This window comes from Peribacillus simplex, assembly GCF_001542915.1.
In the GTDB taxonomy this organism is placed as follows: Bacteria; Bacillota; Bacilli; order Bacillales; family DSM-1321; genus Peribacillus; species Peribacillus simplex_B.
The window spans coordinates 27,207-53,031 of sequence record NZ_LNNH01000025.1 but is presented as its reverse complement, the minus strand read 5'-3'; the positions used below and the strand labels follow the sequence as shown (position 1 = coordinate 53,031).

Below are 25,825 nucleotides of genomic sequence, written 5' to 3'. Positions count from 1 at the left end.
GAACGGTTAATGGCAGAAAATGAAATATTCAAAAGTGGAAAAATGTCTGTTGATGTTGCTCCAAGGACTGTGGGTATATTAAAGACATCCATTCAATTTAGCACTCAAGATCAAGGAACTGCAAAATTGATTTTTTCTTTATCAAAAGATGGTCTACCCCTACCATTAAGTTCAGCTGCCACAGCAAAAATTTTCTTAAGAATGGCTGATGGTAGTGTGTTTGAAAAAATCGTATCCATTGTGGATCAAATACACGGAAAACTTGAATACGTTTTGGAAGAAGAAATTTCTCATCCTGGATTAGCAAAGGGCGAATTGAATATTAATTACGCAAATGGTCAAGCCTTGTCAGTTTGTAAATTCTCCTTTAACATCGATGCATCATTAATGGACCAGGACATTGTTCCTTTAGCTGAATATTATGTAAAGAACTTCAATACCCTTCAAACGGATATCGAGGAAAGGGCAGCCGTTATAAATGATACTGTTGATGAGTTGCAAGAAAAGGTTGATGGGTTTGAAACAACAGCAATAACCTTAGATCCTAGACTTAAAACAGTTGAAGGAAAAGTAACTACCGTTACCGCACAGTTGGCGGAAACTATGAATTTCTTAAGTGAGCTTGGAATTAACATAAAAACACTTGGGTCTAACAAGGACAAACCCGACAATATAGATTTTATACAAGCGACAATTAACGAAGTTTCAGCTCGAGGGGGTGGAACAGTGTATATACCTCCCGAAGAATTCATAATTGCCCCTACCACAACAAGAAGAATCATTTTAAAAGACAATGTAACGATAACTGGAACAGGAACCGTAAAAGTTAAGGATAACGCTGGTGATTATGAAACAATTTTTGGAGCTGCAACAAATGGAACGCAAGTAAAAAATGTTCATTTTAGAGGGTTTAAAATTGACCAAAATCCTAAAGCAAATATTACTTCTAAAATCACAATAGGTACTGCTAATACATCTCAATTTGCTATTAGCTTTCAAAACTTTAAAAATATAACTGTAAAAGATGTCAAGTTCGATAAATGCAGTGGGGTTAATACAGTTCTTCTAAGTGGTAGAGGTTGTAGAGATGCGAGTGTTAAGGATTGTGAATTTTATTTCGCTAAACCATTAAACCATGCCAATTATGATAATTCAGCGATATATTTTAACTGTGAGCATCATCAGGCTTCTGGGAATAAGTTTTATGCAGATTTAGCGGAAAGCGCAGGCGGAGCAATTGAAACTCATAATGGATTAAGTACAATTACGAACAACACGAGCGAAGGATATTCAACGGTTTGCAATATTGTATCTTCAAGTGTAGGTGAAACTGTTACACGTGATAATTCAGACATGGTTGTTTCGGATAATGTTGCAACAAAATGCAGATATGGCATTCGATTGTGGAGTATCACGGGAAAGAAATTAAGTAATGTCATTATTAGCAACAATGTGATGTCTATTAATAACGCAGATAGAGGACTTGCTTTAACTGGCGGCATTTCTATGGTAAGAGATACAGGACTTGATGGAGACTTCGAAAATATTACAATTTCCGATAATACAATACACTTCCAAAAAGATACCGTTCTAAGAAGTGATATGTCTGAATCAAGCATGTTCGCTATTGGTCTAGCTGTTAGAGGGAAGTTAAATAATGTTTCTGTGAAAGGAAATACCATTAATAACGCACCTGTTAGAGCTATTAAATTAGGATTTACGGATGCTTCAAGTGTATCAAGCGTTGTTGAAATTAAGGATAATATTATTGTTAATGCGGGAATTTATGCGTTAGCTGGTCAATATTATAGATCGGCAATTCAGCTTGAAGGAAATTTGAATCATGTATCAGTGGAAGGTAACAACATTCATGATAACAATGATATTTTTGGCGGATTCCTTAGTATCGATGCTAACTCTGGAACTTTCAAGGGTGTTTCTATTAAAAATAATAAAGTGTCTTCAAAACAAGGTGGTTACTATTACCGTGTTAACAAAAGTCTAGGGATTGATGAAGGGGAAGTTATAAAAACACATTATTCTTCCGTTTTCCCACCTACTTCAAAATTAAATTTAAAAATAGGTGACAAAGTGGAAAACACCGGAACTTTAACGCCTGGCACATCTTATACAGGCTATAGAGTAACAACAGCTGGGACATCAGGGACGCTTACAACTGCTATTACAGGAACCTGCACAAATGGGAGTACCGTCGTTACAGTTAGCGACTCTTCACAGTTAAGCGTTGGCGATATGATATTGATTGCAGGTAGTGGTAAAGCACCATCAATATTACAAATAACAGGAAACACATTATTGATGTCTAGCACATATTCCGCAAGCGTTACAGACGGATCGGTTTCATATTACGCTCCTGTGCTAAAAGGATATGGACAATTACAGGCTTAGTTAAGTGTTGAAGATTAGGGTAATTATGGAAAAAAATAAATAGGTTGTATGAGTTGTGCATTAATGGTAATTTTAATTGTAGTTTAAAAATAAGGGGCCACTCTAATGCAAACAAAAACAACACTGAATCCAAGTTCGAATTATACAAAAAGGGAATGGGTATTAATAGCAATCACTATTCTAACTATAACTTTGTGGACTAGAGTAATAATTAACTTGAGTCCACAAATAGGGTTTGTTATGTTCTTGTTATTTCTATTTCCAATAGTACTTTGTTTTAAAATTGAGAATAAAGCTTTACTTACTATGGGATACATTATTTTTGCAACTGTTAAAATAAATTACCTTTTAACAGTAGAACCAGTAAGGAATCCCGATTCAGTCGCTTATATTAATTATTACGGCATGTTTGGATATGATTATTCACTTTTTTTCGAAAATTTCTTTTATGACATCTCTCATAACTTTATTTTTGCAAATTTATTTAACACATTTGGTTTTTTATATATAACATTTTTCGAGGTTATTGGGGATTATACACCGATTGCAATGAATGTATACAACACCGTGCTTACTATCTTAATTATCTATTTAATTTACGATATAGTTAAGAATCATTTTCCTTATGAAATGGGTAACAAAAAGCTGTTCAATGGTTTATTTCTCAGCTTATGTTTAGTTAGCCCTCAACTGATATATTGGTCGTCAATTGTGCGAAAAGAAACTACAATAATGTTTTTTCTAGTTCTTAGTCTCTGGCTATTACTAAATAAAAGGTACTTTCTTTTGATACTAGTCAGCGCTTTTGCTTTTACGATACGCCAATATACATTTGTTCCGGTAATACTGTATTTTTTAATATTTAAGAAAATGTATAAAACAGCAGTATTCGGAACTATAATATCGATGGTAATCGTATTTTTTAAAAGTGGTATAACTGGATCTATCAACACGTTTTACACCTTGGGGATTTCCTTTTTTTCACCTAACCCATTCCGTTTAGAGAATTGGTCTGAACTTTTTTATAGAACAACAGAGTCAGTTGTTGGGTTAATTGGAATGATTGCTTGTGGAATTGTTTTTCTAACATTTAGAAAAGCAAGGGGATTTTTTGTAATTTCATTTTTATGTATTTTATCCTACACCTGTGTTTTAGAATTAGTTAGTTATGATGCTGCCCTTCATTACGGTATCGATTACGTTGTAGGAGCCGCAGGTGATGATTTATCAAGGAAAAAATTCTTCATTGTTTTTATGGTATACATGATGATTGCTTACGCAATAGCGGTAATGTCAGCAAAAATAAGAAAATAATCATAAAAAAGCATTTTCTGCAAAGTAGGAGCAAACTGTGCGGCGGTTAGGAAATTTCCCTCTCTCAATTATATTTAGGAGAGGGAAGGAATTAAGTGCAATAGAATTACATTATAAATATCTTATTAAATTTATTGCAGCGCGAGCACTTTCCTAAAATAAACCCGGATGGATTTTTTGTCCCCCTGAAGAAGTGCATTTTGTAATTTACTAGATTTCCACAGCGTGTACATGGTTGTTTAGTTTGACGATTAGACATAACATCAAATCCTTTTTTTGTTGTCGGAGGATGCTCCGCAAGGATATCTCAACCATTTGAATTTGATTTGTCAACATGAATTTTATTTTCAATAAATCCAAGTCGTCCCCAAAGGACGGCTTTTTATTATGGATACATCCTGCACTTACAGAGAGACAGAACTTTTTTCATGTTAAAGGGGGAAGCGAACATGAAAAGGAATGATGACATGTTTAGGATACCGATTATAGAAGTAATTCTTTCCATGATTAGCTCTTGGTGGGCAGTTGTATTATTTAATTCGCCTGATTTGTTCAATAGGCTGCCTAACACATATGAGTTTTTTGGAAACATAGCTAAGGAATCTCATTGGGGATTGCTTTTCCTAACAGCTGCAATAGTGAAAATAATGGGGATCGTACTTAAAAACAGGTGGATGCGCAAAATTGGATTATTCCTCTCGGCCCTTGTATACAGTTTAATTGCCGCAGCTTATTTTCTAGGAATGGGGTGGTTTAGTGTAGGGTTCGGTACATTCTCAGCCATCTCTATTATGGCACTCTGGGGAATAAGGGAGGTTGAAATTAGAAATGGCTGAACCACCAGTGGGATATTCTATTTTAGACCTAAGGGTCAAACAACTTGAGGACGAGTTAAAAGAAGTTAAGAAAGAACTAAAGATACAAGCTAGAGAAAACGCTAAAGGCTTTACTGATATTAATGACAGAGTTGATATCTTGACCAACTTTACAACGGAAGTCAAAATAATGCTTTCTAATTTCTCGCAAAACCAAAAAGAAATGAAGGAAGCATCTGCAGAAAATCAAAAAGAGATCAAGAAAACACTTTCTGATACCGTTACAGAATTAAAAAGTGATATTAAAGACATAGCAAGTCTTGCTGGTAAAGATCAAGGATGGAGAGCTTTAATTACAGAGATAATCAAGGTTGTCTTAACAGTAGCTAGTATTATAGGAGGATCCAAACTTTTAGGATAAGGAGATGTTTTTTAAAATGATCAACTGGAAAGTACGTTTTAAAAACCCTATGTTTATAACACAATTATTTTTAGCTGTTTTTGTACCTATTCTCGGATATTTTGGATTAACGGCACAGGATTTAACTACGTGGGGTTCTGTTTATAACTTATTGGTTGATTCACTTTCTAATCCATATGTGGTTGTGATCATGGTGATTAGCTTGTGGAATGCAATTAATGATCCAACTACAAAGGGTGCTAAAGATAGCTCAAGAGCGATGAACTATAACGAACCGAAATAAGCTGCCTGTGGGTGGCTTTTTATTATGAATCAAATTAAAAGGAGACGATGAAAATGAACTTTACAAACCTACCACAATTAGTCGATATGAGAGGTAAATTAAAATCAAATGGTACTTATTCAAAACGTACAAAAGCAATTACTCACCGCGTTTGGCACCATTCTTTAACCAAAAAGAATTTGGCGGGCTCAGATGCTGCAAGCTTCGCGGCGTATCATGTGGGTACACTAGGATGGCCTGGATGTGGATATGCGCTTGTTATTGAGCCTAAGAATATAATTAGTACTCCAAACGGAAAGAGAGCCAGGATTGTATACGCGAATGATTATGATCGTCGAACTTACCATGTTGGAAACAGTAATCAATTCTCGTTAGGCATCTGTGTTGCCGGTGATTATCGATACGACACCATGGATGAAGCTACTCTTGCGAGTATTGCTGAGTTGCACGCTGCACTTGTTAAAGATGGAATTGGGCAATATGATAAAGCTCATAATGAGATGCCTGGTTATAGCTGGAAAGCTTGTTGCGAGTACAATTACAGGGAAGCATTTGATTGGAAAGGTTCAAAAACCCCATCTAAACCTGCTCCTGCACCTGATGTCTACACCATCCAGGAAGGTGATACATTATGGAGTATTGCACATAAAGATGGCGCGGACGGCGTTCAAGTCGAGGATCTGATTAAAGCAAATCCTGGTATCGATCCATCAAAGCTGAAAATCGGCCAAAAAATTAATTTTGGAAATGCTAAAGAAGTTATTGTTCAACCTGATAAAAATAAAGAAGATGCCAAACCATCAGTAAGTGGAGATGAAACAATCAGATCCATTCAGAAAACATTAAATAGCCGTTATGCTACTGGCCTTGTAGTGGATGGAATCAAAGGCTCTAAAACTAAAACGGCACTCATTAAAGCGCTACAAACCGAGCTTAATAAGCAGTTCAATAAGAAGCTTGTTGTAGACGGTAAATGGGGAGCTAAAACTAAGGCAGCCATTGTTACCCTTGAAAAAGGCGCAAAAGGCAATCTTACTTGGATTCTCCAGGCGGCGCTTTACACCGAAGGTTATAACCCTGGATCACTCGATTCCATCTTTGGAAAAGGTACTGAATCAGTATTAGAAAAGTTCCAGAAAGCAAAAAAGATTACTGCAGATAAGAAGGCTGGAAAAGCTTCTTTTGCTGAATTATTTGCTGCATAAAAAAACAATAAAAGGAAAAAGTATAATTATGGTACTAACTCCACAAAGTACCCCCCAATTTAAAAACCCTTACTCAATAGAGTAGGGGTTTTTTGTTTTTCTTCTAAATATACTTTTTTCAGTAATTATTTAATAAAAGGTTAAACAATTATTTTGTATGGTCGATATTTCTTATATAACATCAAGGAGGATGAGCATATGGGATTAGTTGTAACAAGGAAAATGGGACAAAAACTGAATATTTTCAATGAAGAAACAAAGGAAGAGATATGCATAACCCTTTTTAGACATGAGTTAAAAGGTGATATTCGTATGAAGATAGATGCACCGAAGAAATATAACATTCGTCGTGAAGAAATAACCCCTGAATAATTCTTATCATGGTCACAAGGATGTGGCCACCTATTAAAAAACACGGAGGTAACACAAATGATTATCAATCACAATATTTCAGCATTAAACACGCACCGTCAATTATCAAGCGCAACAAATGCTCAATCAAAATCGATGGAGAAACTTGCTTCAGGTATGCGTATCAATAAAGCAGGGGATGATGCTGCAGGTCTAGCGATCTCTGAAAAAATGCGTGGGCAAATTCGCGGGTTAGATCAAGCTTCTCGTAACTCACAAGATGCAATCTCTCTAATCCAAACTGCTGAAGGTGCATTAAACGAAACAACTGATATCCTTCAACGTATGCGTGAACTTGCTACACAAGCAGCAACAGATACAAACACAACAACTGATCGTGGAGAAATCCAAAAAGAAATGAACTCTTTGACATCAGAAATTAACCGTATCGGTAATACGACTGAATTCAATACTCAAAAATTACTGAACGGTGCCAAAGATTCAAATAATCCAGACGGTACTAGCGCAGGTGTTCCAGGAGTTGGTCTTCAATTCCAAATCGGCGCTAACCAAAACCAAAGCTTAACACTTGAAATTAAAGATATGCGTGCCAATGCCCTTAAATTAACAGGCAATGCAGGTGACGCAGGATTTACAGCCACTGCGGGTGTAAGTAACGGTACTGATTCTACTCCTGTTGAGGCTGGTCTAGATGTTTCTACTGCCTCAAGTGCATCAGCTGCTATTACAAAAATTCAAACAGCGATTGATAACGTTTCAGCAGAACGTTCTAAATTAGGAGCAAACCAAAACCGTTTAGAACATACAATCAACAACTTAGGTACTTCTTCTGAAAACCTTACAGCTGCTGAGTCTCGTATTCGGGACACTGACATGGCTAAGACTATGATGGAACAAACTAAAAACTCGATCTTGTCTCAAGCTTCTCAAGCAATGTTAGCTCAAGCAAACCAGGCACCGCAGGGAGTATTACAATTACTTCGTTAATATCTAAAAAGGATCTTCTTTTGAAGGTCCTTTTTTATTTATAGAAAATAGAACAGTAAAAACCCTTCTGAAAACTAAGAAGGGTATAGTCTTACTTATTAAAATCATGATAGAACTAAACAATTGCCAATAAATATTGGTCCTCAACGTAGATAGTGCTTTGTACACCTTTCCCCATCATAGTCACCTCTTTATAAAGAGGTGATGTTTAACCAAAATTATTTAAAATCAACATTTACTTTATGTGTTTCAATTGTCTCATAAGATTCATCGTCAATTACAAGCATTAACATTTCTAAATCCTTCTCAACTGCCGGTAAATCTCCATCATAATTTTCAATGCGTAGTACTGCATCAGCCTTCTTGCCACCAGCTACATCTTGACTCATGTTTAAGATGCTTTCATCTATCATTTTTCCATCACTGGATACTTCTTCAGCTTGGATAACTATAGTTTTATCAGTCTTGTTCTCTACTTCAAACTTTACATCTATATATTCTTCGTCCCATTCTTTGTCAATAACTTTTTCTACACTAACAAAAGTAGCCTTAATGTTAGCTGTATCCGCGACTTCTTTGTTAACATCAATAACATCCGTTTTCTTCTGTGATTCTTCTTCAACTGATGCTGCTTTTTCCGTTGACTCTACATTGCCCACCTTTTTTTCTGTAACTTCTTCTGTACCGCAACCTGCTAATAATAAGGTTGAAAGTCCTGCTACTAGTAATTTCTTCATTCTGTTTTCCTCCTATAAAATATTCAAAAAAATATATACCAATGCAAATTGCTTAAGTATCAATCTTCTTATAATATTTTATCGGACTATTTACCTAATTGTTTAGTTAGTTATAAAGGGAAAGATTAGTTCTTTGCATGTTTAAAGCCCTTCACTTATAATGAAGGGCTTTTGTTTGAAGATTTCATATTATAGGCTTTACCTTCTCAACTAACTCCGTAATTTCTATATCTCCGTTATAAATCACCTGATCAATTCGGAAATCATCACTAGCAGCAAAATTAATTTTAATTTGCTGAATCCATTCGTATGCTGCAACAGCTGCTGTCCAATCCGGTTCCTTTTTAAAATCTGAATTTTTCACAGGGAAGCTGCCACTTTGTAAGAATTTTGTTCCCTTAGAATGTAAGTACACTTTGATATTTATGTTCATCGCTTAAACTGCGACATTTTGGCTTTCGTCTTTTTTAGAAACCATCATGATGCCAGCAATAAGAAGCATTATACCCGGGATAAAATAAACGGATAACGTATAAAGCACACCCATGACTAGAATAAAAATTCCCCATCCACGACTGTTCCTTTTAATTTTAAAAGTGCCAACCCAAATTAATACAAGTAGTGGGATAGTTAGAACCGAGTAAATAACTAAGTAGGTAAACAGGGTATAATCCATTTCATCAACTGGCGCAAGACCTGCAAAGAAAGTGATAATACCAACGATAACCCATCCAATAGTTAAGAATATGGTAGCGATAAGTGACAATGTAAACTCTGTAGATCGATTCATGAAAGAAGTCCCCTTTTTTATTCAATTATACTGTAAGAAATCAGAATATAAGTCATCTTTTCAATTATCTTCCTCCTCATATAAATCATCGACTTTCACGTCTAATAATTTAGCCAATTTAAATGCTTTATCAATCGTTGGATAGTTCCTCATATTTATCCAATTTGAAATTTGTTGTGATGAAACCCCTAACTTTTCGGCTAGATATTTACTTTTCAAACCTCGTTCTTTAATAATTTCTCCTATTAAGCATTTCATCTCATCACCCTACAAAGTTATTCTCCTTTATGTGTGAATATCCCTCTATAAGAAATTCTGTAAAAAAATATAAGTTTTTTTATACAGACAAGCAATTTTATAGGCTGGTGACCATAGAATGAACTATACAACGAAGAGGAGAGTGAACAACATGGATCCATTTACATTCGGAATAGTTGCTGTTGGTGCTACTGGTGCTTCATTGATTGGCATTTCATTGTTAGATGGTGCTGGCTTCAAAATTAATGAAACTGCATTAATTCTTTTCATGGAAACAGCAAAGTATGGAGGGATACTTTTACTTCTAAGGGAACTTAGTAAGCTGTTTTTGTGAAATCCTTTTTGAATAAAACAAACAGAAAGGAGATATGTGAAACATATCTGTTTCATCTTAAAAGAAGTAAAAAAAACTAGCTTCGTCACTGATATAACTTAGCCTTGCATTGTTCAATGAAGAGTACACCTTATGTATTGTGGAATGAAGTCTTCTTTCTATAAATCAATGAAGGATCAGATGGTTAGAAAAGTATCAAAAAATTAACAGTCTACGGACTTTAAACCTGGAGGGCATATGGCCAAATTAATTCATATCCAAAATCAATTCTTGGGTCAAAAATCAGACGGTGACCGGACATATAACGTTTATAAAACCACTATCAAGTACAGCAGTAAACAAATGACTATCCCTTTCGACATGAAATTAGGTCTTTCAAGAGAGCCTGAAGAGGGTGACGTTATCTCTTCTTTAGTTCTGGATATGTGGGCTTATGAATCTGTAGCAGATTTTAAGAACTTTTGCAACGAGCTTGGATATGATACAGATGACCGTAGAGCAGAAGAAATATACAGGGAATGCGGAAGAAACGGCAAGAAGCTAAAGAACCTGCTGGGCGATGACCTAAATATATTTGCTAAGAAATACGAGGACTACTGATTTAACAACTTGATTGGTACCTATTGTTAAGATCACTAAATCTAATATTGGGGGTTTTTAGGTTTGGATATTAAAATACACCGTAGTAAAAAGAAAGCATTCAAGCCATTACAGGAGTTTCTATCTGATTGGAGCAACGATAAAGAGGATATAGATCAAACTTTAAGCCAATACATGTACATGTGCCATGATGAAGAAAAGACCTATTACAAGCATTTTGGAAACCGTAAGTACTTCAACATTTGTTATGACGGTACAACAGAAGGGGAAATTGAGGATTGGAGGAATTGGTAATGAGGAAAATAAAGCTAAACTATTTCCCCAACGATTCTAATTGGGTTGGAGGCACGATTGAGGATCTGGAATTCGAGGCAAAAGTATTTGATGAACCGTCTAAATACGGAATTTATGGAGGGAAAGTAAGCAAGTTGAGCATTGATGGAATAGCTAATTATGATAGGGGTTGGGAGTTCGGAGAAGATGAACCATTTGTAAAAGATGTAGTGGAATTTCTCGAAGATTCTACAAAACGATTTGGAGGTGGTTTTTAATGATTGAATGGTTAGCAATACCTGCGATGGCTTTCGGTGCTGCTCTACTCCCAAAGAAAAAGTTATCAGACGAGAAAAAAATACAAATGATTTTTGAAAATAGAAAAGTCGGTATCAATAAAGGAGACACCTTCTTACACCCTAAACTAATCCGCAAATACAACCACCATACCTACACTACTTATATCTACTCGTTGCCCTTAGGTGTTCCCTCAGAAGCATTTGAAGCATTTATCCCAGTATTAAAAGATGGAATCAATAAAGATGTAGAAGTTGATTTTGATGGAGTATTAAAAATCAATGTATTCGAGCAGGGGCTGCCGAGTAGTTGGAAATACGATGATGATCTTTTAAGGCCGAATAAATGGGAGATACCGATCGGTAAGAACCATAAAGGTACTTTGTATCATGACTTTGAAAAATACCCTCATATCCTTGTTGGTGGGGTTACACGATTCGGAAAAACAGTATTCATTAAAGAAGCCTTCTATTCCTTGCTGATCAATCAGATGAATAATGCAGAATTTTATTTTCTGGATTTAAAAGGGGGTTTAGAATTCGGAAAATATCTTGGGTTGCCACAGGTCAAATCAGTGGCCAGTGATGTATTCGAAGCAGCTGAGGTATTATCCGGAATTGTAGAAAACCTGAAGAAACGCGAGAAATTTTTTAGAGAGAAGGGATATACAAATATCGTGGATACTCCTATCACAAAACGAACATTTGTCATTGTGGATGAAGGAGCAGAACTAAGCCCAAATATTATTGCTGGTGAGGGAAAGAAGTACGCTAAATTCTGTCAGGCTGCCCTTTCTGAAATATCTCGAATAGGTGGTGGACTAGGGATTCGGCTCATTTATTGCACTCAATATCCAACTAAAGAAGCTGTTCCTATGCAAGTTAAAATGAACATTGTTACCAGGATCTCATTTATTGCGGCTGCCCAAATCGCAAGCATGGTTATTCTAGATGAGAAGGGTGCAGAAGACCTGCCAAGTATCCCAGGGCGGGCCATATATAAAATTGAGAAAAACAGGGTTGTTCAGGTCCCTTATATTGATGATGCTTATATGTTAAAAAAAATGGAGGAAAGAGAAAATGACATCATTCAAGCAGCAACGAATCGAAAGCCTGTTAACCACGATAGATCGGATGAGCATGGCGAAAATAAAACACCTTCAGCAAATCCATGATTTAAAAAGCTACCGTAACGCCTGCCGAGTAATTAAGCAGTTGGAGCCGTATATCCATGTGACATTTTTCGGTAAAGAAAAAGTTATTTATCTAAATAAAGCGGGAAGGGAATTGATTGGATCTTCTAAAGAAGTGAAGAGGAATTCTCTTATGGAACATACTCTTTTGTGCAATGAAGCGTATTTACACTTTAACTGCCCGTTAGATTGGAAGACGGAGTTTAGAATTGAATCAAAAGAAGCTGTCCCTACATTCGGCATTCAGTTCATGGGCCTTTCCCCAGCTAAAAAGAAAATAGTAAGTGACGCAGCATTTAACCGTAATGGATATATACACTTGATTGAAATAGATAATACTAGGAGCATGATCGATAATAGAAAAAAGATTGATGCTTATGCAGAAGTGCTGCAGGAACTAAAAAAAAATACGGCACCGATCCTTAACATTTTCACAACTAATATAGAGCGAAAAAGAAAATTCGAACTATGGATTAAAGAAAAGAATATCCATGGCCAGGTAAAAACATTTTCCGAGATTAATATTTCTTGATTTTTGGTAATGTTTAGCGGATGACGTAAATACCATTAATGGGCTATACTTACATTTATAAAATATTCTTAATTAAGAATGTTCTTGTAATAGAACGGTTGTTCGTATATAATTTATGTATCGAACGGATCAGGCAAAAAGAATCACCTTGCCTTTTAGAGGAGACAAAGTGATTCTCATTTAAACTTATATTTAATATCTCTATACAAACTGAGCGATTGCAACATAAACTCAAGCTCATCCTCTTCCATTGCTTCATAAAGAAAAGGAACATCGGTTCTTTGGAATAAGTAATCTAAACTTACTTTATAGTACTCTGCTAATTGGATTAAAGAATTATAATCAAGTTGTCGTTTTCCTTGCTCATACATGTTATAGGCAGTTCGAGTGACCCCCAAAATATTAGCAACTTGTTCTTGAGTTAAGTTCTTTTTAGTCCGTAGTTCCTGGAGTCTCTTTGTTAAAACGTTTTTCGCCCCCCTCTATAATTTACCAATATGATCAATAAGACCATTATAAAAGGTAGAGGGGTTTTTATAATATAATAGTCACAAATTGTTACTATTAATCGCGTTTTTGTTAACGAATTGTGACAAAGGAAGGAGTGTATAAAAATTTGAAAGAGCCTGTAGATCTAGAGGAAGTAGCAAGGAAGTTAGGCATCCACATCAATAATTTTAAGTTAGAACTAACTAGGCTTTATTCTGATTCACAAGACGAAGAGAACGAATATAAGCAATAATTCCTTTAGTTTCATCTTCTGTTAGATCCATACCATCTATTTGAACATTAAACTGTTTTAACAATTCATCATCAGAAAGATCAATATTCTCGATAAAGTCATCTTCTACTGGAGATGGCTTTTTTTGTTCTAAAACATATGAAGCGGAGGATTCTTTTGTTAAAGAAGTATCTTCAAGTAATTCTTCTTCATCCCAGTAACCGCAAGCAACCATTAATTCTACATAAGAAGTGGATGTTAAAAAACGAGCTAATTCTTTTAATGTTTCCATAGAAGGTTTTTGAATTTCTTTTTCAATTCTAGAAATTGTAGCAGCAGTTATTCCAGATTTCTCAGCTAATTGTACTTGTTTAGTAAATCCAGAAGCTATCCTATTTCTCTTTATAAATTCCCCATAACCTTTATTCATCTCAAGTCCTCCATTATTGTTTCTAAATTATTATTTTTATTCTCTATGTTAATTGTTTTATGTTTTTACCATGTGCATTCAAAAGTGTAAGACTTTTGATTGTTATAAAGAAAATATACCAAAATTTTTACGAGCACGCAATAAACTATAAGTAATAAAAATATACGCGTAGGTAATTTTTTTAAAACTTTACGCAATTAATTATTGCGCGCGCGTAATTTTTGGTATATATTGAGTTCAACAGGAAAATATACCAACTTTTTAAAGGGGGTGATGTTATGGAAGATAAATTGGAGAGAGCTGCTTTGCGACTTAATGCTAAAGCACTTAGGATAGCAGCGATCGAACACAACCTGAGAACCGACAAGCAGATTGCAGAAGCTATTGGAGTTTCAAGCACTCAACTCTGGAAAGCAACTTTGCCCATCAATGATCCAAGGCACAATACACCAGGTCCAGCATTTATTGCAGGAGTTTTAAGCGCATTCGGTGAGCCGTTCGAAAGATTCTTTTTTTTAGAAGAAAAACTTACGAGGTCGTAAATGCGGAGGTGAAACTAGAATGATAGATATTTTCCTAATTTACATGATGGTAGTTTTGCTGAGTATCGTTGTTGGTAGTTTTCTTGCAGATGAGAGACTTAAAGGAGGTGAGAATAAAAAATGAGTGAGGTAACTGTTTGGTATATGACCGAAGAAGAACGGTTGGCTTATATAAAGAAACATCCGATCGTACCTTCCGAGGAAAAACCTAATAAAAGTGGAGCTGCCTTTTCAAACATTCACGCCTATGGTGAACGCAAAAGAAAATTGGAGGAGGGGAGAAGAGGTGAAAATCAATTCTAAGAAATGGTTATCAATGTCTAATGTCGATCGTTACATGGAAATTTATCACGCTTATGTCAGAAGTCAAAAATCTCAACAATAAAAGGAGCTGAATAGAATGGGTGAAAAAGTAATCAAATCGTTTGAGGTAGTTGCTGAAGCTACGCATCCTTTTATTTATAAATTCGAGGTTGGTAAGGAATTTGGTGGACAATCTGTGGATGACATTATCGAACATGATGGAGTTTTTAAATTGTTTAATCGAAAGGACGAACTAATCACTGAAATTCAATTACCTGTAGTCGGTGTGAGGTACGAATATCCAGTTAGTGAGGTGATGTAAATGCAGGTGATCTTTAAATCAATGACACTTGTTAATTTTAAATCCCACCGTGATATCACAGTTAACTTTGGCGAGCAAACGGATATCACGGGGGACAACGCCGAGGGAAAATCCACAGTGTGCGAAATCCCCTCATATGTATTTTATGGCACAGATGCACTTGGAAGCAAATTGGACCCTACGCCAATTACTTACGAAGCAGATGAAACTAAGGTTTCACTTTTGTTAGAAATTGATGGAAAAGAATTAATGCTTGGGCGCAGCCTTAAGAAAAATAAGACTACCTATTATGTGAACGATGTTCCTTCTAAAGCTGGGGAATTCAATGAAGTGGTTGAGAAACTTTTCGATAAGGATTTGTTCCTTTCCCTTTACAATCCTAATTATTTTCCGTCCATGCATTGGGAAAAGCAGCGGTCTATGCTTCTACAGTATGTTCCATCACCAGTAAATAAAGATGTACTAAAGCATATGCCGGACGAGCAAAGTAAATGCCTATCAGCACTATTAAAAAAACATAGTTTAGAAGATATCAAAAAAATCCATGCAGAGAATAAAACAAGTATGGATAAAAAATATATTGCTGCCCAGAGCAGAACAAAAACTTTGAGAGAACAGCTGGATCAAATCGCTCCTACTGTTGCACTTGATTCATTAAAGGTCGAAGAAGGCCAGCTACTTAAACAGATAAAAGAAATTGAAAAGATTACGGATTCTGCATGGGACACAAATCAGAAAATAAATACTCTTAACACTCGAATCCGTTCCATGTTATCTGAACGTGAACAAATGAAAGAAGATTTCCAAAGGTTGAAGGATGAAGAAATTCAAGGATCCTGCCGAGTATGTAAACAACCTTTGAAAGATGAATCTTTAGAATCTGCTGAAATGGAAAAGCAGGACCGGATTAAAAAGTTTAAAGAAAATTACAATGCCCAGGTCATTCAACGTAAGGAACTGGAAGAGGAACTTTCCAAACTGGAATACATTGATGTCTCTGAACAAATTGAAAAGGTTAGAGAGCTCGAGCGACAACGTGATCCTTTGCTCCAAGAAATAAGGAATCATGGTCAGTACGAACAGCTTAACAATCAGGTTAATCAAGCCCAAGCTGATGAAAACGAAACACTCCAATCCCTGAATGAGTCCATCTTCATCTTGGATAGTGTGAAGGCATTCAAAGCCAAAGAAGCTGAACTGCAGGGTGAAAAGGTACAAGCTCTTTTCGAAACATTATCTGTCCGTCTCTTTGAAGAACAAAAGAATGGCGATTTGAAGAACACCTTTGAAATCGAGCTTGATAAGAAGCCATATCGCAAGCTTTCAACAGCAGAAGGTATAAGGGCAGGGCTAGAGCTTAGGGATGTTCTTTCTCAGCAGAGCGACCTAATAACACCTGTTTTTGTGGATAACGCTGAATCGATTACAAGCTTTAAGCAGCCTGTTGGCCAGTTGATTGTTTCAAGGGTTGTTGCAGGTCAGAAGTTAAAAATTGAAGGGGTGGATGCTGAATGAAATCAGGTAAAAGACCCACTTTAAACCAACGCAAAGCCATGGAATGGGCAGGGGTTAAAGACACCAATCAGTGGTTAGTCGTAAAGAACCTCCCAGGAGAATTGCACATTGTCCATCGTCTAACAGGTCAAATCAAGGAGTTGCCCAATGGCTGACATAGAACATCCGATTGTTACTGCAGTCAATAAAACCGGCTATGCAAATCTTGTTGCACAGCCGGAGCACTTCGGCACTGATTATTTTGGAAATGAAGTCCTTAAAGGGGATTCAGTTGTACTTGGTCCTAGCAACGGTGAGATGGTTCTGGAAGATAGTTTGGAAGATTATCTAATTGAGGTTAAAGGGTTTCAATTTAAGACTGCTGATTGAACTTTAACTGAAACGGAGGTGTGTGAAGATGAAGGAAATTAGGGTCCGGGCATGGGATAACGTTGAAAACAAAATGTATTATCTGGGAGAAGAGGAAGACATTCATTTTTACTTTGATGGTTCAGGGATTATGGCTGAAAGGCTTATTGATATAGAGGAATGCACCCCGGAAGGCGATCGAGGTATTTATGGAAGTGTAGAAAAGCTGGAGCATCTTAAATACATGCTGTCAACCGGGTTAAAGGATAATGCTCCGGAAGAAGCACAACCAATGGAAATATTCGCAAATGATATTCTTCTCAATCCTGTAAGTAATGAGTATTACATTGTTACTTGGGATGAACATTATGCAAATTTCTTTTTGAAAAATAGGGAAGTAAATGATCCGAGCAAAGAGGATTATGATTTCGTGGATTTTGACGGCGATAGTTTATATGTAGTAGGTAACATTTACGAAAATCCAGAATTACTCATTGGATAAACAAAAGATACTAGGAGGAACTAAAAACATGGCAAACAATAATTCAATCGTTCAATATACACCGGAAATTAATGAAGCATTCAAACCGGAAGTGCTGCAGGTCATTCGTAATTCAATTGCTCCAACAGCCAATGATCAAGAATTTCTTTTATTCGCTCATAAGGCTGCAAGTTATGGCCTTGATCCATTCAAAAATGAAATCTTTTTCATCAAGTACGGCAATACAGCCCGCATCCAATTTGCTGCCGAAGCGTACCTTTCAAAGGCCCGGGAACAAGAAGGGTTCCAGCCACCCGATACTCAAATGGTTTGCGAAAATGATGAATTCAAAGTTGCTAAGAATTCCGAAACCAAAGAACTTGAAGTGGTTACTCATGAAATCGGATTTCCCCGAGGTGAAATTATTGGAGCCTACTCAATATCTTACCGTGAAGGGCAACGTCCGGTAACAGTCATTATGGATCGTGCTGAAATTGAGCATATGTTTAAAGGCCAAAATAAAGATAACTGGGTGAAGTGGACAGCTGATATGTTCGGAAAACATGTGCAGCAGCGGGCGTTAAAAAAGCAGTACGGCTTAGAGTTTGGAGACGAGGATATTCCGCAGCCAACAGGAAATGCAGTCCCTGAATATAAGCCTCAGGAACGTAAGGACATTACTCCTAACCATGAAGTTATCGATAATCCTAAAAAGCCGAGTAAGCCAAAGAATGAAGATTTAAATGCCATCGATGAAGCCAAAACCGAAATGGTAAAGAAATTTGAAAGGCTCGGTATTCCAAAAGGAAAAGCTCGTACTGAGTACATTGAAAAGAATGCTCGGGACATTAAAGGAGAACCTACCTTGCCGCAGCTTCTTGGATTGCTTGAGTTGATGGATATGCATATCGACATGCAGGATACTCTACGTTCTGATGAAGATGAATTGGAATGAGGTAAAAAGATGAAGGTTGATATTTTAGCTAGTGGATCAGGCGGCAACGTAATTGCTGTCCGGTCCTCTGGAAATACCATCTTAGTAGATGTAGGAATCGCTAAAACGAAGATTGAAAAAAGGCTGCTGGAGGTCGGGATTCGTCCCGACTCCATAGATGCCATTTTAATAACACATGCACATTCTGATCACGTCAAAGGCATTACTTTGGCAAATAAATATCAAATACCTGTTTTTGCTTCTAAAGGCGAATGGAAAAGCATTAAGGGAGTAAATGAGGAATTGTGGCATGAAATTGTTGGCAACATGTTAGTAAGTGGTTTTGATGTAACGCCATTTAAAGTTCATCATGATGCTTTTCAGCCTTTAGGATATGCGATTGTGGATAACGTTGGGGATAAAGTTTCTGTTTGCTTGGATACTGGAAAGGTAGATTCTGAAATGATAGAGACTATGAAATATAGCAATTTCTTTATCATAGAGTCGAACCATGAGCCTGCAATGCTAGAACATTCTATTTATCCAAACAGCGTAAAGGCGCGTATTCTTTCCGACATTGGACATTTAAGCAATGCACAAACAGCCGAGGCCCTTACTAAGCTTGTGAAGGGTGTTGGAGAAAAAATTTACCTTACTCACTTATCCAGTAGCAACAACATGACGGAGTTGGCGAAATTAACGACCATAAGAGCTCTAAGCAAGAAAGGATTAAAGGCTGGAACACATTATGAAATTGAGGTGTTTTGACGCTTGAAGATATTAAAGAACGGATGAAGCTAAATGGCAAATCCACAAACTGAAAATGGATACACAAGAATTGCTAATGAATTACTCGAACAGATCATGAAGCTAAGTTTAAATGGTACTCAGTTTAGAATTGTTTTGGCCGTATGGCGCTATACCTACGGTTTTAGACGAACGGCGCACACCATGCCTCTTTCGTACATTGCATCAAAAATTGAAGCCAGTAAAGGCCAAGTGCAAAACGCTTTGGACCAACTCATTAAAAAGAAAATCATTGAAGTAGTGGAAGATTCAAAAGGGGGGAGGAAATTGAGTGTGAACAAAAACTACGATGAATGGGATTCTAAAGAAACGACGACTCCTGCAGCTTCTATCCCTAAGCCGGAAAAACAAAAAAAGGCAGCCATGAAAAAAGTGTACGGAGAAGACGATTCTTATTTCAAAATGGCTGTTTACTTTCATGGTCTTGTTAAAAATGTTGCCAAGGAAGCTGGTATTGAGCATTTAATAGCCAGAGCAAATTTGCAAACATGGGCAGATGATTTTAGGAAGCTGGTGGAGCTTGAAAAGATTGAAAAACGTCTTGCCAAAGACGTTATGGATTGGGTCGTAACTGATAATTTTTGGAGAACAAATATTTTATCAGCTTCCACTTTTAGAAAACAATTTGCAAAATTAGCAATGCAAATGGCCAGTCAAAAGAAACCTTCCCAGCCTAAAAAACAAATCGATTCCCGCGATAAAGATATTGAGTTTCAACAGTGGGTAGCTCGAGGTGGAGATCCAAATGATTTCAACTGGAACTGAAATGGCTCCGGAACAATCCGTTTTAGGTGCAGTCTTCCTGGATCCGGATGTACTTGATGAAATTACTTTTTTGGAAGAACGGGATTTCCTAATTCCAAAGCATAAAGAAATCTATAAAGTAATGAGATTCCTAGAAAAGCGTGGAAAACCTGTGGATATTATAACGGTTACTGAGGCTTACGTTAAATTTGGGAATATCGAAAAAATTGGTGGTGTTCCGTATCTATCTGAATTAGCTGCATCTTGTCCCACCACTGCAAATGTTAAATTCTATGCTGAAATGATCCGTTCAAAGGCTATGGAACGCAGGATTAAAAATACAGCTCAAATCATTGAAGGTATGTCCAGAAGTGATTATGAAACGGATGAAGAATTCTTTTCCTATGTTGAGCAGCTGGTGACCGAATTAAGGCCAGTTGATAATGCAAAGATGCTTAGTTTTTCAGAATCTAGAGAGGAATATTACAAGCATTTGAAAACGCCGGCCGAGTTCATCAAGACAGGATTTTCTGAATATGACAAGTGGGCTCAAGGAATATGGAGAGGTTGGCTATTCATTAGTGCAGGTAGACCGTCGGTTGGAAAAACCGCATTGGCCTTACAAAGAATAAATGGGGTCGCTAAACAAAAAGAAGGTGTCGTGCTTATTTGGAGTCAGGAAATGAAAAGAGATTCTTTAAAAGATCGGATGATATCAGCTGAAACCGGTATCCCTTTCCAAAGAATCAAAATGAAAGACCTGAATCAAAAAGAGCAAAAGCTTGTTGATATGGCTTATGACAATTTCGAATACCTGCCCATCTTTATGCAGGATAGCTCCGGTGTCACGATCGATGAAATCAAGGCTACTGCCAAGCAGTTTAAGAGGAAGCACGGAAAGATTGCCATGATCGTAGTGGACTATTTGCAAATCATGAATATCCCTCAGACAAATGGTGATACCAGGGCCCTCGCGATTGGACGAGTCACAGGTCAAGCAAAACAAATAGCTATGGAACTAAATTGTTGCTTTATGATGCTATCACAAATGACCAGGGATTCTGATAAAGGTGGAATACCAAGAAGGCCTGTGTTAGCGGATTTAAAGGAGTCGAGTTCCATTGAACAGGATGCGGATGTCGTTGAGTTCCTTTGGAGTGAAAACGAAAGGACCTCTCAGGGGAAAATCATTAACCAAACTTTTGCTAAGGGTCGAGATATAGGTGTGAATGAGTTTAAGTTGCTTTTCTTAAACTGGAAGCAAAAATTCACAGAGCTACCTGATCAGATTAAAAAATAGTGAGAGGACGGTAAAACAATGGGCGAAAATGAATTGTTATTTGAAATTGGTGACTGGGTCAGGATACCACATAGAAATAACTCCATTGGATTTATCACAACTATATCTGAGATAAACGGTAACTGTCGTATAAGAACTCAGTTTGAAGGCAAGGAAAATCATCTATGGATAGATCTTGATAAACTTTACGAATGTAAAGAATTAGCCTTAGAGAAAGAAGACTTCGACGAAATCATTCACTTGGCATTACATTATGGTGATCAGCAATGGTTCGATGATTTACATGCAAGGATTCCTATTTTTCTAAAGGACATTTTTTTTAACCAAAAACTTACGAGGTCGTAAAATATGAATTTAAATCAGGCTACTAATCATCAACTCTATCAAATAGCCATGGATAACAATATTAGATTAAAAGTCAGGTATGCAGCAGCTAAAGAATTGCAAGAAAGGAGAAAACGGAATGCACAAATGTGAGTATCCGGAATGCACTGAAAACCGCAAAAAAACGTGGGGACTTGTTCCCCTTTGCGCATTCCATTACCAACTTATTTTAGAAGAAACGCTCATTTATTACAAAGCTCCGAATAAAAAGCTTTATGAGTACAGGCTTCATTATTTAAAAATAGCTCCACAGATTTCATGGAGTCGGGATAATTAGAAAGGGATGGTTACATGAGATTTGTTGGAATTGATCCATCAACTAAAACTGGTTTTGTGGCAATGGACCAGGGCGGTATCGTTTTGAAAGCGAAAGAATTGAAAGGTTTAGGTTCAGTAGATCCAAAACGAATTGTTACCTTAACTGATGAAATCATGGCCCACGTCTTACCTGGTGATGTTATCTGCATTGAAGGTGTCCCGTTCGACACTCAACGTGCAGCACAAGCAGGATGGATACATGGAAGTATTAGAAACGCTTTGTTCAGAAGGAACCTAAGTTATTATGAAGCAGCTCCTAACGCTGTTAAAAAGTTCGTTAATGTCACTGGTTGGGTTGGAGAGGTTGGCCACAAAAAAAGACTAGTAGGTAAAGATAAAAAGCTTGCTGTTATGAAGGCGGTGGAAGAACATTTCGGCTTTGTGCATGCAAGTGACAACGTGGTTGACGCATATATCCTTGCTGAAATAGCTAAATCAATATGGTGGTCAGGAAATATTTCTAATGCTAAACCTAATTACCAACATGAAGTTATAGATGCCATCTTAAATCCAGTTACCAAGCCTAAAAAGAAAAAGAAGGTGGCTAAAGTATGACGGATAAACAAAAACGTCGGATGAAAAAGTCTCTAGCCAAAAGAAAGAAGGATCGCTTGAATCGCGCATTCAGAAACATCTTTGTTCAGTCTGGTGTTCTAGAAGAAAGAAAAGGGTGAATCCACATGGATGATTTAGAGAAAAAGGCATTAAAATCCGGTGATACTCCTCAGACTGCTGAAGATGTTATAAACAAACCAGACCATTATCACAAGAACGGTATTGATGTGATTGGTTTCTGTGAAGCTCAATTCTCTAAAGATGAATTGAGGGGGTTCTATCGGATAAATGTTTTGAAATACGTGACTCGTTATCAGGACAAAAACGGTGTAGAGGATTTGGAAAAGGCGGAATTTTACCTCCAGAAATTAATTGAACTTGAAAAGGATTTAATGATGGGAGTCGTGTTATATGAATCTAACAAAATTATTTGAAGCTCAAAAGGTGGTTCGCAAGAAAATTATCGAGACTAATGCTTTGGAAGGTCAGGATCTTATCCAAAATTTAATTTTAGCATTACGGGTTGAGTTGGGTGAATTGGCCAATGAACAACGCTCTTGGAAGCATTGGAGTAAGGACAGAACGCCAAGAATAACTAAACTTCTTGAAGAGTATGCAGATTGCATTTCGTTTACTCTAGAACTTGCCTTGGAGCTTGGAATTGAATCTGAGGCAAAAGTCGAAGAAATATTGATTCCGTATAGAGCAAGGAAGAACATCACCAAAATGCTCAACCAGGTTTTTCTTTCAATCAGCGATCTCGAAGTAAATATTAATTACCATTACGCCAGGAAAAACGCAGTCCTTTCAGAATACAACGGTTTACTTACCAATCTGATAACTCTTGGAATACTCCTTGGATTGGATTATGAACAAATCGAAGCTGCTTATTTTAAGAAAAATGCGATCAACTTGAAACGTCAGGAAGAAGGATATTAATGGCCAGAGAATTCCGGCCGGTTGTTGTCCGGCGGCGCAATAAAGTTGAGGCCGAGGAAGCGATAAAGGATTTGGAGAAAAGGGGTTTTAAACTCCTGCATCCACTTACCATGTTTCCAAACGGCTGCTGGTTCGCTAAGATGCAAAAAGCCGCAGTGTAGACACAAACGGTGCGATAGAAAGGAGACGGAAATGGATATATACAAACATAAAGGACACACAGTTTACAAGTTAGCTAAAAAGATTTTATTCTTTAAGCAACATGAAAAAGTAATGTTTTGGCATGAGGGTAAAGTTGTCAAGAATCATAGGTTTAGCATTAGACCTAATAGAAAATGGTGTTATTTTCACTGGTTTATTCGACAACCGTATTTCTATTTTGAAAGGAATAATGGTGGTCTATATATCGGAACTCCAAACAAATATTTTCATATTCAAAAAAGATACCGTTAAGGAACAGTACGAATAAACAGGGAAGGAGCCATCTCATGAAAGAACTAGCCGAGCTTCGCAGAATTGTGGAAAACCAAAAGACAGTTTCAACAAAACGATTAAAACCTTTGCTGGATGAGATTCAAAGATCGTATATCCAAACGGCGAATAAAGTGAAAAGCCAGAAGGAAACCATTAAGAAAATCAATTCTAATTACAGTGTAGCAAATTCCAAGGCGGCCAGGTTGTCGGTGCATGTTCAGACACATGAGGAACTTAAAAAGGCTCATACAGATTTAAAGGCTAAGCACAAAACAGCCATGAAAGAGCTTCATCATTTTAAATACAATAAAAATCGCATTTAAATGTCCATAGAAGGGTTTTGTCTTCTTGGAGGGTAAAAGTACGTGAAAATTATTACGACCTCGTAAAACATCTATACGGGGGCGTAAAATGATATTAAAATTAAAAGGAGAATGATTTATGACTAAAACTACATTGAATGTTCTATTTAAGAAAATGCAAAAGGATGACAAAAAGGAAGTGCTGGAGTTTCATGTTCAAGGTAATGAGCTGCCAAACACTCAGGAGCTTGTCGGTTTAGCTGGATCAATCGTTATCCTTAATGTTGAGGAAAGCAAAGCAGGTACTTTCAATGCTGAATTTGTATCTGTTCAAAAGGATTCCAAGAAAACCACCCTCAAGTTTAATATCAAAGGTGATTCTGATGACAAGGTAATCAAGCTTTACCCGCACGCTGGAAGAAGCGTTACCTTGCTTATGGAGCCGTCTCAAATGTCTGTAGATGATTTCTATGATGAAGATGATCATGAAGGAGTCGAATACAAGATTGAGAAAGACGGTACCGCGAGTGTTTCCCCAAATCAGATGACTTTGGATGATGTGGCCCAGGATGAAGAGATTGATAATCAGGATGACTCTGACAAAAGCGAAGATGAGGAAAATGATGATCCGTTTGCTCAGGTTACCCTTAGTGATGACGATTCTTTAGAATAATTAGTTTGGCCCTGGGCTCCAGTCCAGGGAACCTCTTTGGAAAATGGGGGAAGAAGATGAGCTTTGAATTGCCGGAATTAGACAGAAAAGAAACCCAGAAAGCTGTTGAAGAAACGCTGGAGAAATATAGATTGTTTAAATACTTAACTTTTGAAGAAAGAGAAGCATCAATCACCGCAAGCGCAGAAGTAAGATATCACGGACCTACTAATCAGACTGGAGATCAAACGGGTTCTATTGCGATTTACAATGCTGAACAGCAGGCATACAGAAAAAGCTTCTGTGAACGATTGGAACGCGCGGTAAGCCGCCTCCCTAAGTTGGAAAAGTTCCTGATTGAAGAAAGATACATGCAAGAAGATTCGGATTATCTAACCGATTACAATACGTACTGCTTTAAATTTCAACCAAGCATTTCAGAAGGAACATATACAAAAATCCGTTGGAAAGCTTTTTATAAGCTCGCGCTCAATCTGAATATAGCCGTAATAACTAGAAGGGAGGGATGAGGATGGCAGCATTAGACAGGGATAGCCTACCGGAAGCACTTGAGCCAAAACACGTACAAGAGATTTTAGGGATAGGACGAAGCCAGACTTATGAATTATTCAATAAACCTCCCTTTCACGTAGTCAAAATCGGAAGGATATACAAGGTATCTAAAATTACTTTTTTTAAATGGTTAGATGGAGAACAGGGGAATTAGTTCCTTGTTCTTTTTATTTTGACATGATAGTATTGCATTAATTAAAAGTCAGTAACGTGGTAGGTTTTTGGTAGGATACTTGGTAGGAATGAGCAATATTCAACATAACTAGAAAACATTCTGATAATTATCTAATCGTTGGAAACCCTATAACAAAGGCTTTTAAATAACAACATAATACTAGAAAGCACAGCAATGTGTTGATAGT

General features: G+C 36.9%; 40 protein-coding genes and 1 pseudogene. 35 read left to right on the top strand and 6 right to left on the bottom strand.

Features of this window, described 5'->3' with window-relative positions; genetic code table 11:
* Positions 1-9: 9 nt before the first annotated feature.
* From AS888_RS13145 to hag, 8 genes are all read left to right on the top strand, one after another.
* On the top strand, positions 10-2,409 hold the full coding sequence (locus AS888_RS13145; RefSeq protein ID WP_061142607.1) for a BppU family phage baseplate upper protein: 2,400 nt from the start codon (positions 10-12) through the stop codon (positions 2,407-2,409).
* Between the two features lie 105 nt (positions 2,410-2,514).
* The gene (locus AS888_RS13140) at positions 2,515-3,723 is read left to right on the top strand and encodes a hypothetical protein (protein WP_061142606.1); all 1,209 of its coding nucleotides are present in this window, start codon (positions 2,515-2,517) and stop codon (positions 3,721-3,723) included.
* A gap of 449 nt (positions 3,724-4,172) precedes the next feature.
* Positions 4,173-4,559 (top strand): hypothetical protein, encoded by a 387-nt coding sequence (locus tag AS888_RS13135; RefSeq protein WP_061142605.1) that lies wholly within the window; start codon positions 4,173-4,175, stop codon positions 4,557-4,559.
* Complete coding sequence (locus AS888_RS13130) at positions 4,552-4,959, top strand: hypothetical protein (protein WP_061142604.1); 408 nt, start codon at positions 4,552-4,554, stop codon at positions 4,957-4,959. The genes AS888_RS13135 and AS888_RS13130 overlap by 8 nt, the downstream gene beginning before the upstream one ends.
* Positions 4,960-4,975: 16 nt before the next feature.
* Positions 4,976-5,242: a phage holin gene (locus AS888_RS13125; protein WP_061142645.1), complete on the top strand. Its 267-nt coding sequence runs from the start codon at positions 4,976-4,978 to the stop codon at positions 5,240-5,242.
* A 53-nt stretch (positions 5,243-5,295) separates the two neighbouring features.
* Complete coding sequence (locus tag AS888_RS13120; protein ID WP_061142603.1) at positions 5,296-6,447, top strand: peptidoglycan-binding protein; 1,152 nt, start codon at positions 5,296-5,298, stop codon at positions 6,445-6,447.
* A 198-nt stretch (positions 6,448-6,645) separates the two neighbouring features.
* Positions 6,646-6,819, top strand: a complete 174-nt coding sequence (locus AS888_RS25095; protein WP_081092436.1) for a carbon storage regulator — start codon at positions 6,646-6,648, stop codon at positions 6,817-6,819.
* Between the two features lie 57 nt (positions 6,820-6,876).
* Entirely contained in the window at positions 6,877-7,806 is a 930-nt protein-coding gene (gene hag / locus AS888_RS13115; RefSeq protein ID WP_061142602.1) for a flagellin Hag, read from the top strand.
* A gap of 218 nt (positions 7,807-8,024) precedes the next feature.
* Here the strand turns inward: hag and AS888_RS13110 are convergent, their stop codons facing one another.
* The 4 genes from AS888_RS13110 to AS888_RS13095 all read right to left on the bottom strand — a co-directional run bounded on the left by AS888_RS13110 (position 8,025) and on the right by AS888_RS13095 (position 9,591).
* On the bottom strand, positions 8,025-8,543 hold the full coding sequence (locus tag AS888_RS13110; protein ID WP_061142601.1) for a hypothetical protein: 519 nt from the start codon (positions 8,541-8,543) through the stop codon (positions 8,025-8,027).
* Between the two features lie 184 nt (positions 8,544-8,727).
* Positions 8,728-8,976 carry a hypothetical protein gene (locus AS888_RS13105; protein WP_155645483.1) on the bottom strand — a complete coding sequence of 83 codons (249 nt, stop codon included), beginning with the start codon at positions 8,974-8,976 and terminating at the stop codon, positions 8,728-8,730.
* Positions 8,977-8,979: 3 nt separating this feature from the next.
* The gene (locus AS888_RS13100) at positions 8,980-9,333 is read right to left on the bottom strand and encodes a DUF4064 domain-containing protein (protein WP_061142599.1); all 354 of its coding nucleotides are present in this window, start codon (positions 9,331-9,333) and stop codon (positions 8,980-8,982) included.
* Between the two features lie 60 nt (positions 9,334-9,393).
* Positions 9,394-9,591, bottom strand: a complete 198-nt coding sequence (locus tag AS888_RS13095; protein ID WP_061142598.1) for a helix-turn-helix transcriptional regulator — start codon at positions 9,589-9,591, stop codon at positions 9,394-9,396.
* 151 nt (positions 9,592-9,742) lie between these two features.
* Between AS888_RS13095 and AS888_RS13090 the strand changes: the two genes are divergently transcribed.
* From AS888_RS13090 to AS888_RS13065, 6 genes are all read left to right on the top strand, one after another.
* On the top strand, positions 9,743-9,925 hold the full coding sequence (locus tag AS888_RS13090) for a hypothetical protein (RefSeq protein ID WP_061142597.1): 183 nt from the start codon (positions 9,743-9,745) through the stop codon (positions 9,923-9,925).
* A gap of 237 nt (positions 9,926-10,162) precedes the next feature.
* Positions 10,163-10,525 carry a hypothetical protein gene (locus tag AS888_RS13085; RefSeq protein WP_061142596.1) on the top strand — a complete coding sequence of 121 codons (363 nt, stop codon included), beginning with the start codon at positions 10,163-10,165 and terminating at the stop codon, positions 10,523-10,525.
* A gap of 63 nt (positions 10,526-10,588) precedes the next feature.
* Positions 10,589-10,819 (top strand): hypothetical protein, encoded by a 231-nt coding sequence (locus AS888_RS13080; protein ID WP_061142595.1) that lies wholly within the window; start codon positions 10,589-10,591, stop codon positions 10,817-10,819.
* Positions 10,819-11,076, top strand: a complete 258-nt coding sequence (locus AS888_RS13075; RefSeq protein WP_061142594.1) for a DUF7678 domain-containing protein — start codon at positions 10,819-10,821, stop codon at positions 11,074-11,076. The genes AS888_RS13080 and AS888_RS13075 overlap by 1 nt, the downstream gene beginning before the upstream one ends.
* Entirely contained in the window at positions 11,076-12,269 is a 1,194-nt protein-coding gene (locus tag AS888_RS13070; RefSeq protein WP_061142593.1) for an FtsK/SpoIIIE domain-containing protein, read from the top strand. Before AS888_RS13075 ends, AS888_RS13070 begins: the two co-directional genes overlap by 1 nt.
* Positions 12,235-12,819 carry a hypothetical protein gene (locus tag AS888_RS13065; protein WP_061142592.1) on the top strand — a complete coding sequence of 195 codons (585 nt, stop codon included), beginning with the start codon at positions 12,235-12,237 and terminating at the stop codon, positions 12,817-12,819. Before AS888_RS13070 ends, AS888_RS13065 begins: the two co-directional genes overlap by 35 nt.
* A 176-nt stretch (positions 12,820-12,995) precedes the next feature.
* Here AS888_RS13065 and AS888_RS13060 read toward each other — a convergent pair.
* A pseudogene (locus AS888_RS13060) lies at positions 12,996-13,265 on the bottom strand (helix-turn-helix domain-containing protein); the annotation flags it as partial.
* Between the two features lie 246 nt (positions 13,266-13,511).
* A complete protein-coding gene (locus AS888_RS13055; protein ID WP_061142590.1) occupies positions 13,512-13,970 on the bottom strand; it encodes a helix-turn-helix domain-containing protein in 459 nt (152 codons plus the stop codon).
* A 278-nt stretch (positions 13,971-14,248) separates the two neighbouring features.
* On the opposite strand from AS888_RS13055, the gene AS888_RS13050 reads away from it, so the two are divergent.
* From AS888_RS13050 to AS888_RS12955, 21 genes are all read left to right on the top strand, one after another.
* Complete coding sequence (locus AS888_RS13050) at positions 14,249-14,512, top strand: hypothetical protein (RefSeq protein ID WP_061142589.1); 264 nt, start codon at positions 14,249-14,251, stop codon at positions 14,510-14,512.
* A 120-nt stretch (positions 14,513-14,632) separates the two neighbouring features.
* Positions 14,633-14,815 carry a hypothetical protein gene (locus tag AS888_RS13045; RefSeq protein ID WP_061142588.1) on the top strand — a complete coding sequence of 61 codons (183 nt, stop codon included), beginning with the start codon at positions 14,633-14,635 and terminating at the stop codon, positions 14,813-14,815.
* A gap of 97 nt (positions 14,816-14,912) precedes the next feature.
* Positions 14,913-15,137 carry a hypothetical protein gene (locus tag AS888_RS13040; protein ID WP_061142587.1) on the top strand — a complete coding sequence of 75 codons (225 nt, stop codon included), beginning with the start codon at positions 14,913-14,915 and terminating at the stop codon, positions 15,135-15,137.
* A gap of 21 nt (positions 15,138-15,158) precedes the next feature.
* Positions 15,159-16,652, top strand: coding sequence for an AAA family ATPase (locus AS888_RS13035; RefSeq protein WP_260320198.1), 1,494 nt, complete (start codon positions 15,159-15,161; stop codon positions 16,650-16,652).
* Positions 16,649-16,807 carry a DUF6906 family protein gene (locus tag AS888_RS26155; RefSeq protein WP_185113086.1) on the top strand — a complete coding sequence of 53 codons (159 nt, stop codon included), beginning with the start codon at positions 16,649-16,651 and terminating at the stop codon, positions 16,805-16,807. The genes AS888_RS13035 and AS888_RS26155 overlap by 4 nt, the downstream gene beginning before the upstream one ends.
* Positions 16,800-17,021 carry a YqaI family protein gene (locus AS888_RS13030; RefSeq protein ID WP_061142585.1) on the top strand — a complete coding sequence of 74 codons (222 nt, stop codon included), beginning with the start codon at positions 16,800-16,802 and terminating at the stop codon, positions 17,019-17,021. The genes AS888_RS26155 and AS888_RS13030 overlap by 8 nt, the downstream gene beginning before the upstream one ends.
* Before the next feature lie 28 nt (positions 17,022-17,049).
* On the top strand, positions 17,050-17,502 hold the full coding sequence (locus tag AS888_RS13025; protein ID WP_061142584.1) for a YopX family protein: 453 nt from the start codon (positions 17,050-17,052) through the stop codon (positions 17,500-17,502).
* Positions 17,495-18,436: a RecT family recombinase gene (locus AS888_RS13020; protein ID WP_155645481.1), complete on the top strand. Its 942-nt coding sequence runs from the start codon at positions 17,495-17,497 to the stop codon at positions 18,434-18,436. The genes AS888_RS13025 and AS888_RS13020 overlap by 8 nt, the downstream gene beginning before the upstream one ends.
* A gap of 9 nt (positions 18,437-18,445) precedes the next feature.
* Positions 18,446-19,183 carry an MBL fold metallo-hydrolase gene (locus AS888_RS13015; RefSeq protein WP_061142582.1) on the top strand — a complete coding sequence of 246 codons (738 nt, stop codon included), beginning with the start codon at positions 18,446-18,448 and terminating at the stop codon, positions 19,181-19,183.
* Positions 19,184-19,216: 33 nt separating this feature from the next.
* The gene (locus AS888_RS25090) at positions 19,217-19,987 is read left to right on the top strand and encodes a replication protein (RefSeq protein WP_081092434.1); all 771 of its coding nucleotides are present in this window, start codon (positions 19,217-19,219) and stop codon (positions 19,985-19,987) included.
* Positions 19,968-21,266: a replicative DNA helicase gene (locus AS888_RS13005; RefSeq protein WP_061142581.1), complete on the top strand. Its 1,299-nt coding sequence runs from the start codon at positions 19,968-19,970 to the stop codon at positions 21,264-21,266. Before AS888_RS25090 ends, AS888_RS13005 begins: the two co-directional genes overlap by 20 nt.
* A gap of 18 nt (positions 21,267-21,284) precedes the next feature.
* A complete protein-coding gene (locus AS888_RS13000; protein ID WP_061142580.1) occupies positions 21,285-21,611 on the top strand; it encodes a hypothetical protein in 327 nt (108 codons plus the stop codon).
* A gap of 330 nt (positions 21,612-21,941) precedes the next feature.
* Positions 21,942-22,523 carry a RuvC family protein gene (locus AS888_RS12990; protein ID WP_061142578.1) on the top strand — a complete coding sequence of 194 codons (582 nt, stop codon included), beginning with the start codon at positions 21,942-21,944 and terminating at the stop codon, positions 22,521-22,523.
* Positions 22,520-22,642 (top strand): DUF3983 domain-containing protein, encoded by a 123-nt coding sequence (locus tag AS888_RS25750; protein ID WP_155645480.1) that lies wholly within the window; start codon positions 22,520-22,522, stop codon positions 22,640-22,642. Before AS888_RS12990 ends, AS888_RS25750 begins: the two co-directional genes overlap by 4 nt.
* A 6-nt stretch (positions 22,643-22,648) precedes the next feature.
* Positions 22,649-22,957, top strand: a complete 309-nt coding sequence (locus AS888_RS12985; protein ID WP_081092433.1) for a DUF3310 domain-containing protein — start codon at positions 22,649-22,651, stop codon at positions 22,955-22,957.
* Positions 22,935-23,462 (top strand): dUTP diphosphatase, encoded by a 528-nt coding sequence (locus AS888_RS12980; RefSeq protein ID WP_061142577.1) that lies wholly within the window; start codon positions 22,935-22,937, stop codon positions 23,460-23,462. The genes AS888_RS12985 and AS888_RS12980 overlap by 23 nt, the downstream gene beginning before the upstream one ends.
* Positions 23,462-23,623 (top strand): hypothetical protein, encoded by a 162-nt coding sequence (locus AS888_RS25745; protein WP_155645479.1) that lies wholly within the window; start codon positions 23,462-23,464, stop codon positions 23,621-23,623. Before AS888_RS12980 ends, AS888_RS25745 begins: the two co-directional genes overlap by 1 nt.
* 327 nt (positions 23,624-23,950) lie before the next feature.
* Positions 23,951-24,259, top strand: coding sequence for a hypothetical protein (locus AS888_RS12970; protein ID WP_061142575.1), 309 nt, complete (start codon positions 23,951-23,953; stop codon positions 24,257-24,259).
* Positions 24,260-24,377: 118 nt separating this feature from the next.
* Positions 24,378-24,911, top strand: coding sequence for a hypothetical protein (locus tag AS888_RS12965; protein WP_311316480.1), 534 nt, complete (start codon positions 24,378-24,380; stop codon positions 24,909-24,911).
* 56 nt (positions 24,912-24,967) lie between these two features.
* Complete coding sequence (locus AS888_RS12960; protein WP_061142574.1) at positions 24,968-25,420, top strand: ArpU family phage packaging/lysis transcriptional regulator; 453 nt, start codon at positions 24,968-24,970, stop codon at positions 25,418-25,420.
* Between the two features lie 2 nt (positions 25,421-25,422).
* On the top strand, positions 25,423-25,617 hold the full coding sequence (locus AS888_RS12955) for a helix-turn-helix domain-containing protein (protein ID WP_260320197.1): 195 nt from the start codon (positions 25,423-25,425) through the stop codon (positions 25,615-25,617).
* Positions 25,618-25,825 lie beyond the last annotated feature (208 nt).

What these genes read in the sequence shown, in the direction of transcription:
- AS888_RS13145 (WP_061142607.1), top strand. Translation starts at nt 10, where the DNA reads ATGGCAGAAAATGAAATATTCAAAAGTGGAAAAATGTCTGTTGATGTT.
- AS888_RS13140 (WP_061142606.1), top strand. Translation starts at nt 2,515, where the DNA reads ATGCAAACAAAAACAACACTGAATCCAAGTTCGAATTATACAAAAAGG.
- AS888_RS13135 (WP_061142605.1), top strand. Translation starts at nt 4,173, where the DNA reads ATGAAAAGGAATGATGACATGTTTAGGATACCGATTATAGAAGTAATT.
- AS888_RS13130 (WP_061142604.1), top strand. Translation starts at nt 4,552, where the DNA reads ATGGCTGAACCACCAGTGGGATATTCTATTTTAGACCTAAGGGTCAAA.
- AS888_RS13125 (WP_061142645.1), top strand. Translation starts at nt 4,976, where the DNA reads ATGATCAACTGGAAAGTACGTTTTAAAAACCCTATGTTTATAACACAA.
- AS888_RS13120 (WP_061142603.1), top strand. Translation starts at nt 5,296, where the DNA reads ATGAACTTTACAAACCTACCACAATTAGTCGATATGAGAGGTAAATTA.
- AS888_RS25095 (WP_081092436.1), top strand. Translation starts at nt 6,646, where the DNA reads ATGGGATTAGTTGTAACAAGGAAAATGGGACAAAAACTGAATATTTTC.
- hag (WP_061142602.1), top strand. Translation starts at nt 6,877, where the DNA reads ATGATTATCAATCACAATATTTCAGCATTAAACACGCACCGTCAATTA.
- AS888_RS13110 (WP_061142601.1), bottom strand. Translation starts at nt 8,543, where the DNA reads ATGAAGAAATTACTAGTAGCAGGACTTTCAACCTTATTATTAGCAGGT.
- AS888_RS13105 (WP_155645483.1), bottom strand. Translation starts at nt 8,976, where the DNA reads ATGAACATAAATATCAAAGTGTACTTACATTCTAAGGGAACAAAATTC.
- AS888_RS13100 (WP_061142599.1), bottom strand. Translation starts at nt 9,333, where the DNA reads ATGAATCGATCTACAGAGTTTACATTGTCACTTATCGCTACCATATTC.
- AS888_RS13095 (WP_061142598.1), bottom strand. Translation starts at nt 9,591, where the DNA reads ATGAAATGCTTAATAGGAGAAATTATTAAAGAACGAGGTTTGAAAAGT.
- AS888_RS13090 (WP_061142597.1), top strand. Translation starts at nt 9,743, where the DNA reads ATGGATCCATTTACATTCGGAATAGTTGCTGTTGGTGCTACTGGTGCT.
- AS888_RS13085 (WP_061142596.1), top strand. Translation starts at nt 10,163, where the DNA reads ATGGCCAAATTAATTCATATCCAAAATCAATTCTTGGGTCAAAAATCA.
- AS888_RS13075 (WP_061142594.1), top strand. Translation starts at nt 10,819, where the DNA reads ATGAGGAAAATAAAGCTAAACTATTTCCCCAACGATTCTAATTGGGTT.
- AS888_RS13070 (WP_061142593.1), top strand. Translation starts at nt 11,076, where the DNA reads ATGATTGAATGGTTAGCAATACCTGCGATGGCTTTCGGTGCTGCTCTA.
- AS888_RS13065 (WP_061142592.1), top strand. Translation starts at nt 12,235, where the DNA reads ATGGCGAAAATAAAACACCTTCAGCAAATCCATGATTTAAAAAGCTAC.
- AS888_RS13055 (WP_061142590.1), bottom strand. Translation starts at nt 13,970, where the DNA reads ATGAATAAAGGTTATGGGGAATTTATAAAGAGAAATAGGATAGCTTCT.
- AS888_RS13050 (WP_061142589.1), top strand. Translation starts at nt 14,249, where the DNA reads ATGGAAGATAAATTGGAGAGAGCTGCTTTGCGACTTAATGCTAAAGCA.
- AS888_RS13045 (WP_061142588.1), top strand. Translation starts at nt 14,633, where the DNA reads ATGAGTGAGGTAACTGTTTGGTATATGACCGAAGAAGAACGGTTGGCT.
- AS888_RS13040 (WP_061142587.1), top strand. Translation starts at nt 14,913, where the DNA reads ATGGGTGAAAAAGTAATCAAATCGTTTGAGGTAGTTGCTGAAGCTACG.
- AS888_RS13035 (WP_260320198.1), top strand. Translation starts at nt 15,159, where the DNA reads ATGACACTTGTTAATTTTAAATCCCACCGTGATATCACAGTTAACTTT.
- AS888_RS26155 (WP_185113086.1), top strand. Translation starts at nt 16,649, where the DNA reads ATGAAATCAGGTAAAAGACCCACTTTAAACCAACGCAAAGCCATGGAA.
- AS888_RS13030 (WP_061142585.1), top strand. Translation starts at nt 16,800, where the DNA reads ATGGCTGACATAGAACATCCGATTGTTACTGCAGTCAATAAAACCGGC.
- AS888_RS13025 (WP_061142584.1), top strand. Translation starts at nt 17,050, where the DNA reads ATGAAGGAAATTAGGGTCCGGGCATGGGATAACGTTGAAAACAAAATG.
- AS888_RS13015 (WP_061142582.1), top strand. Translation starts at nt 18,446, where the DNA reads ATGAAGGTTGATATTTTAGCTAGTGGATCAGGCGGCAACGTAATTGCT.
- AS888_RS25090 (WP_081092434.1), top strand. Translation starts at nt 19,217, where the DNA reads ATGGCAAATCCACAAACTGAAAATGGATACACAAGAATTGCTAATGAA.
- AS888_RS13005 (WP_061142581.1), top strand. Translation starts at nt 19,968, where the DNA reads ATGATTTCAACTGGAACTGAAATGGCTCCGGAACAATCCGTTTTAGGT.
- AS888_RS13000 (WP_061142580.1), top strand. Translation starts at nt 21,285, where the DNA reads ATGGGCGAAAATGAATTGTTATTTGAAATTGGTGACTGGGTCAGGATA.
- AS888_RS12990 (WP_061142578.1), top strand. Translation starts at nt 21,942, where the DNA reads ATGAGATTTGTTGGAATTGATCCATCAACTAAAACTGGTTTTGTGGCA.
- AS888_RS25750 (WP_155645480.1), top strand. Translation starts at nt 22,520, where the DNA reads ATGACGGATAAACAAAAACGTCGGATGAAAAAGTCTCTAGCCAAAAGA.
- AS888_RS12985 (WP_081092433.1), top strand. Translation starts at nt 22,649, where the DNA reads ATGGATGATTTAGAGAAAAAGGCATTAAAATCCGGTGATACTCCTCAG.
- AS888_RS12980 (WP_061142577.1), top strand. Translation starts at nt 22,935, where the DNA reads ATGAATCTAACAAAATTATTTGAAGCTCAAAAGGTGGTTCGCAAGAAA.
- AS888_RS25745 (WP_155645479.1), top strand. Translation starts at nt 23,462, where the DNA reads ATGGCCAGAGAATTCCGGCCGGTTGTTGTCCGGCGGCGCAATAAAGTT.
- AS888_RS12970 (WP_061142575.1), top strand. Translation starts at nt 23,951, where the DNA reads ATGAAAGAACTAGCCGAGCTTCGCAGAATTGTGGAAAACCAAAAGACA.
- AS888_RS12965 (WP_311316480.1), top strand. Translation starts at nt 24,378, where the DNA reads ATGACTAAAACTACATTGAATGTTCTATTTAAGAAAATGCAAAAGGAT.
- AS888_RS12960 (WP_061142574.1), top strand. Translation starts at nt 24,968, where the DNA reads ATGAGCTTTGAATTGCCGGAATTAGACAGAAAAGAAACCCAGAAAGCT.
- AS888_RS12955 (WP_260320197.1), top strand. Translation starts at nt 25,423, where the DNA reads ATGGCAGCATTAGACAGGGATAGCCTACCGGAAGCACTTGAGCCAAAA.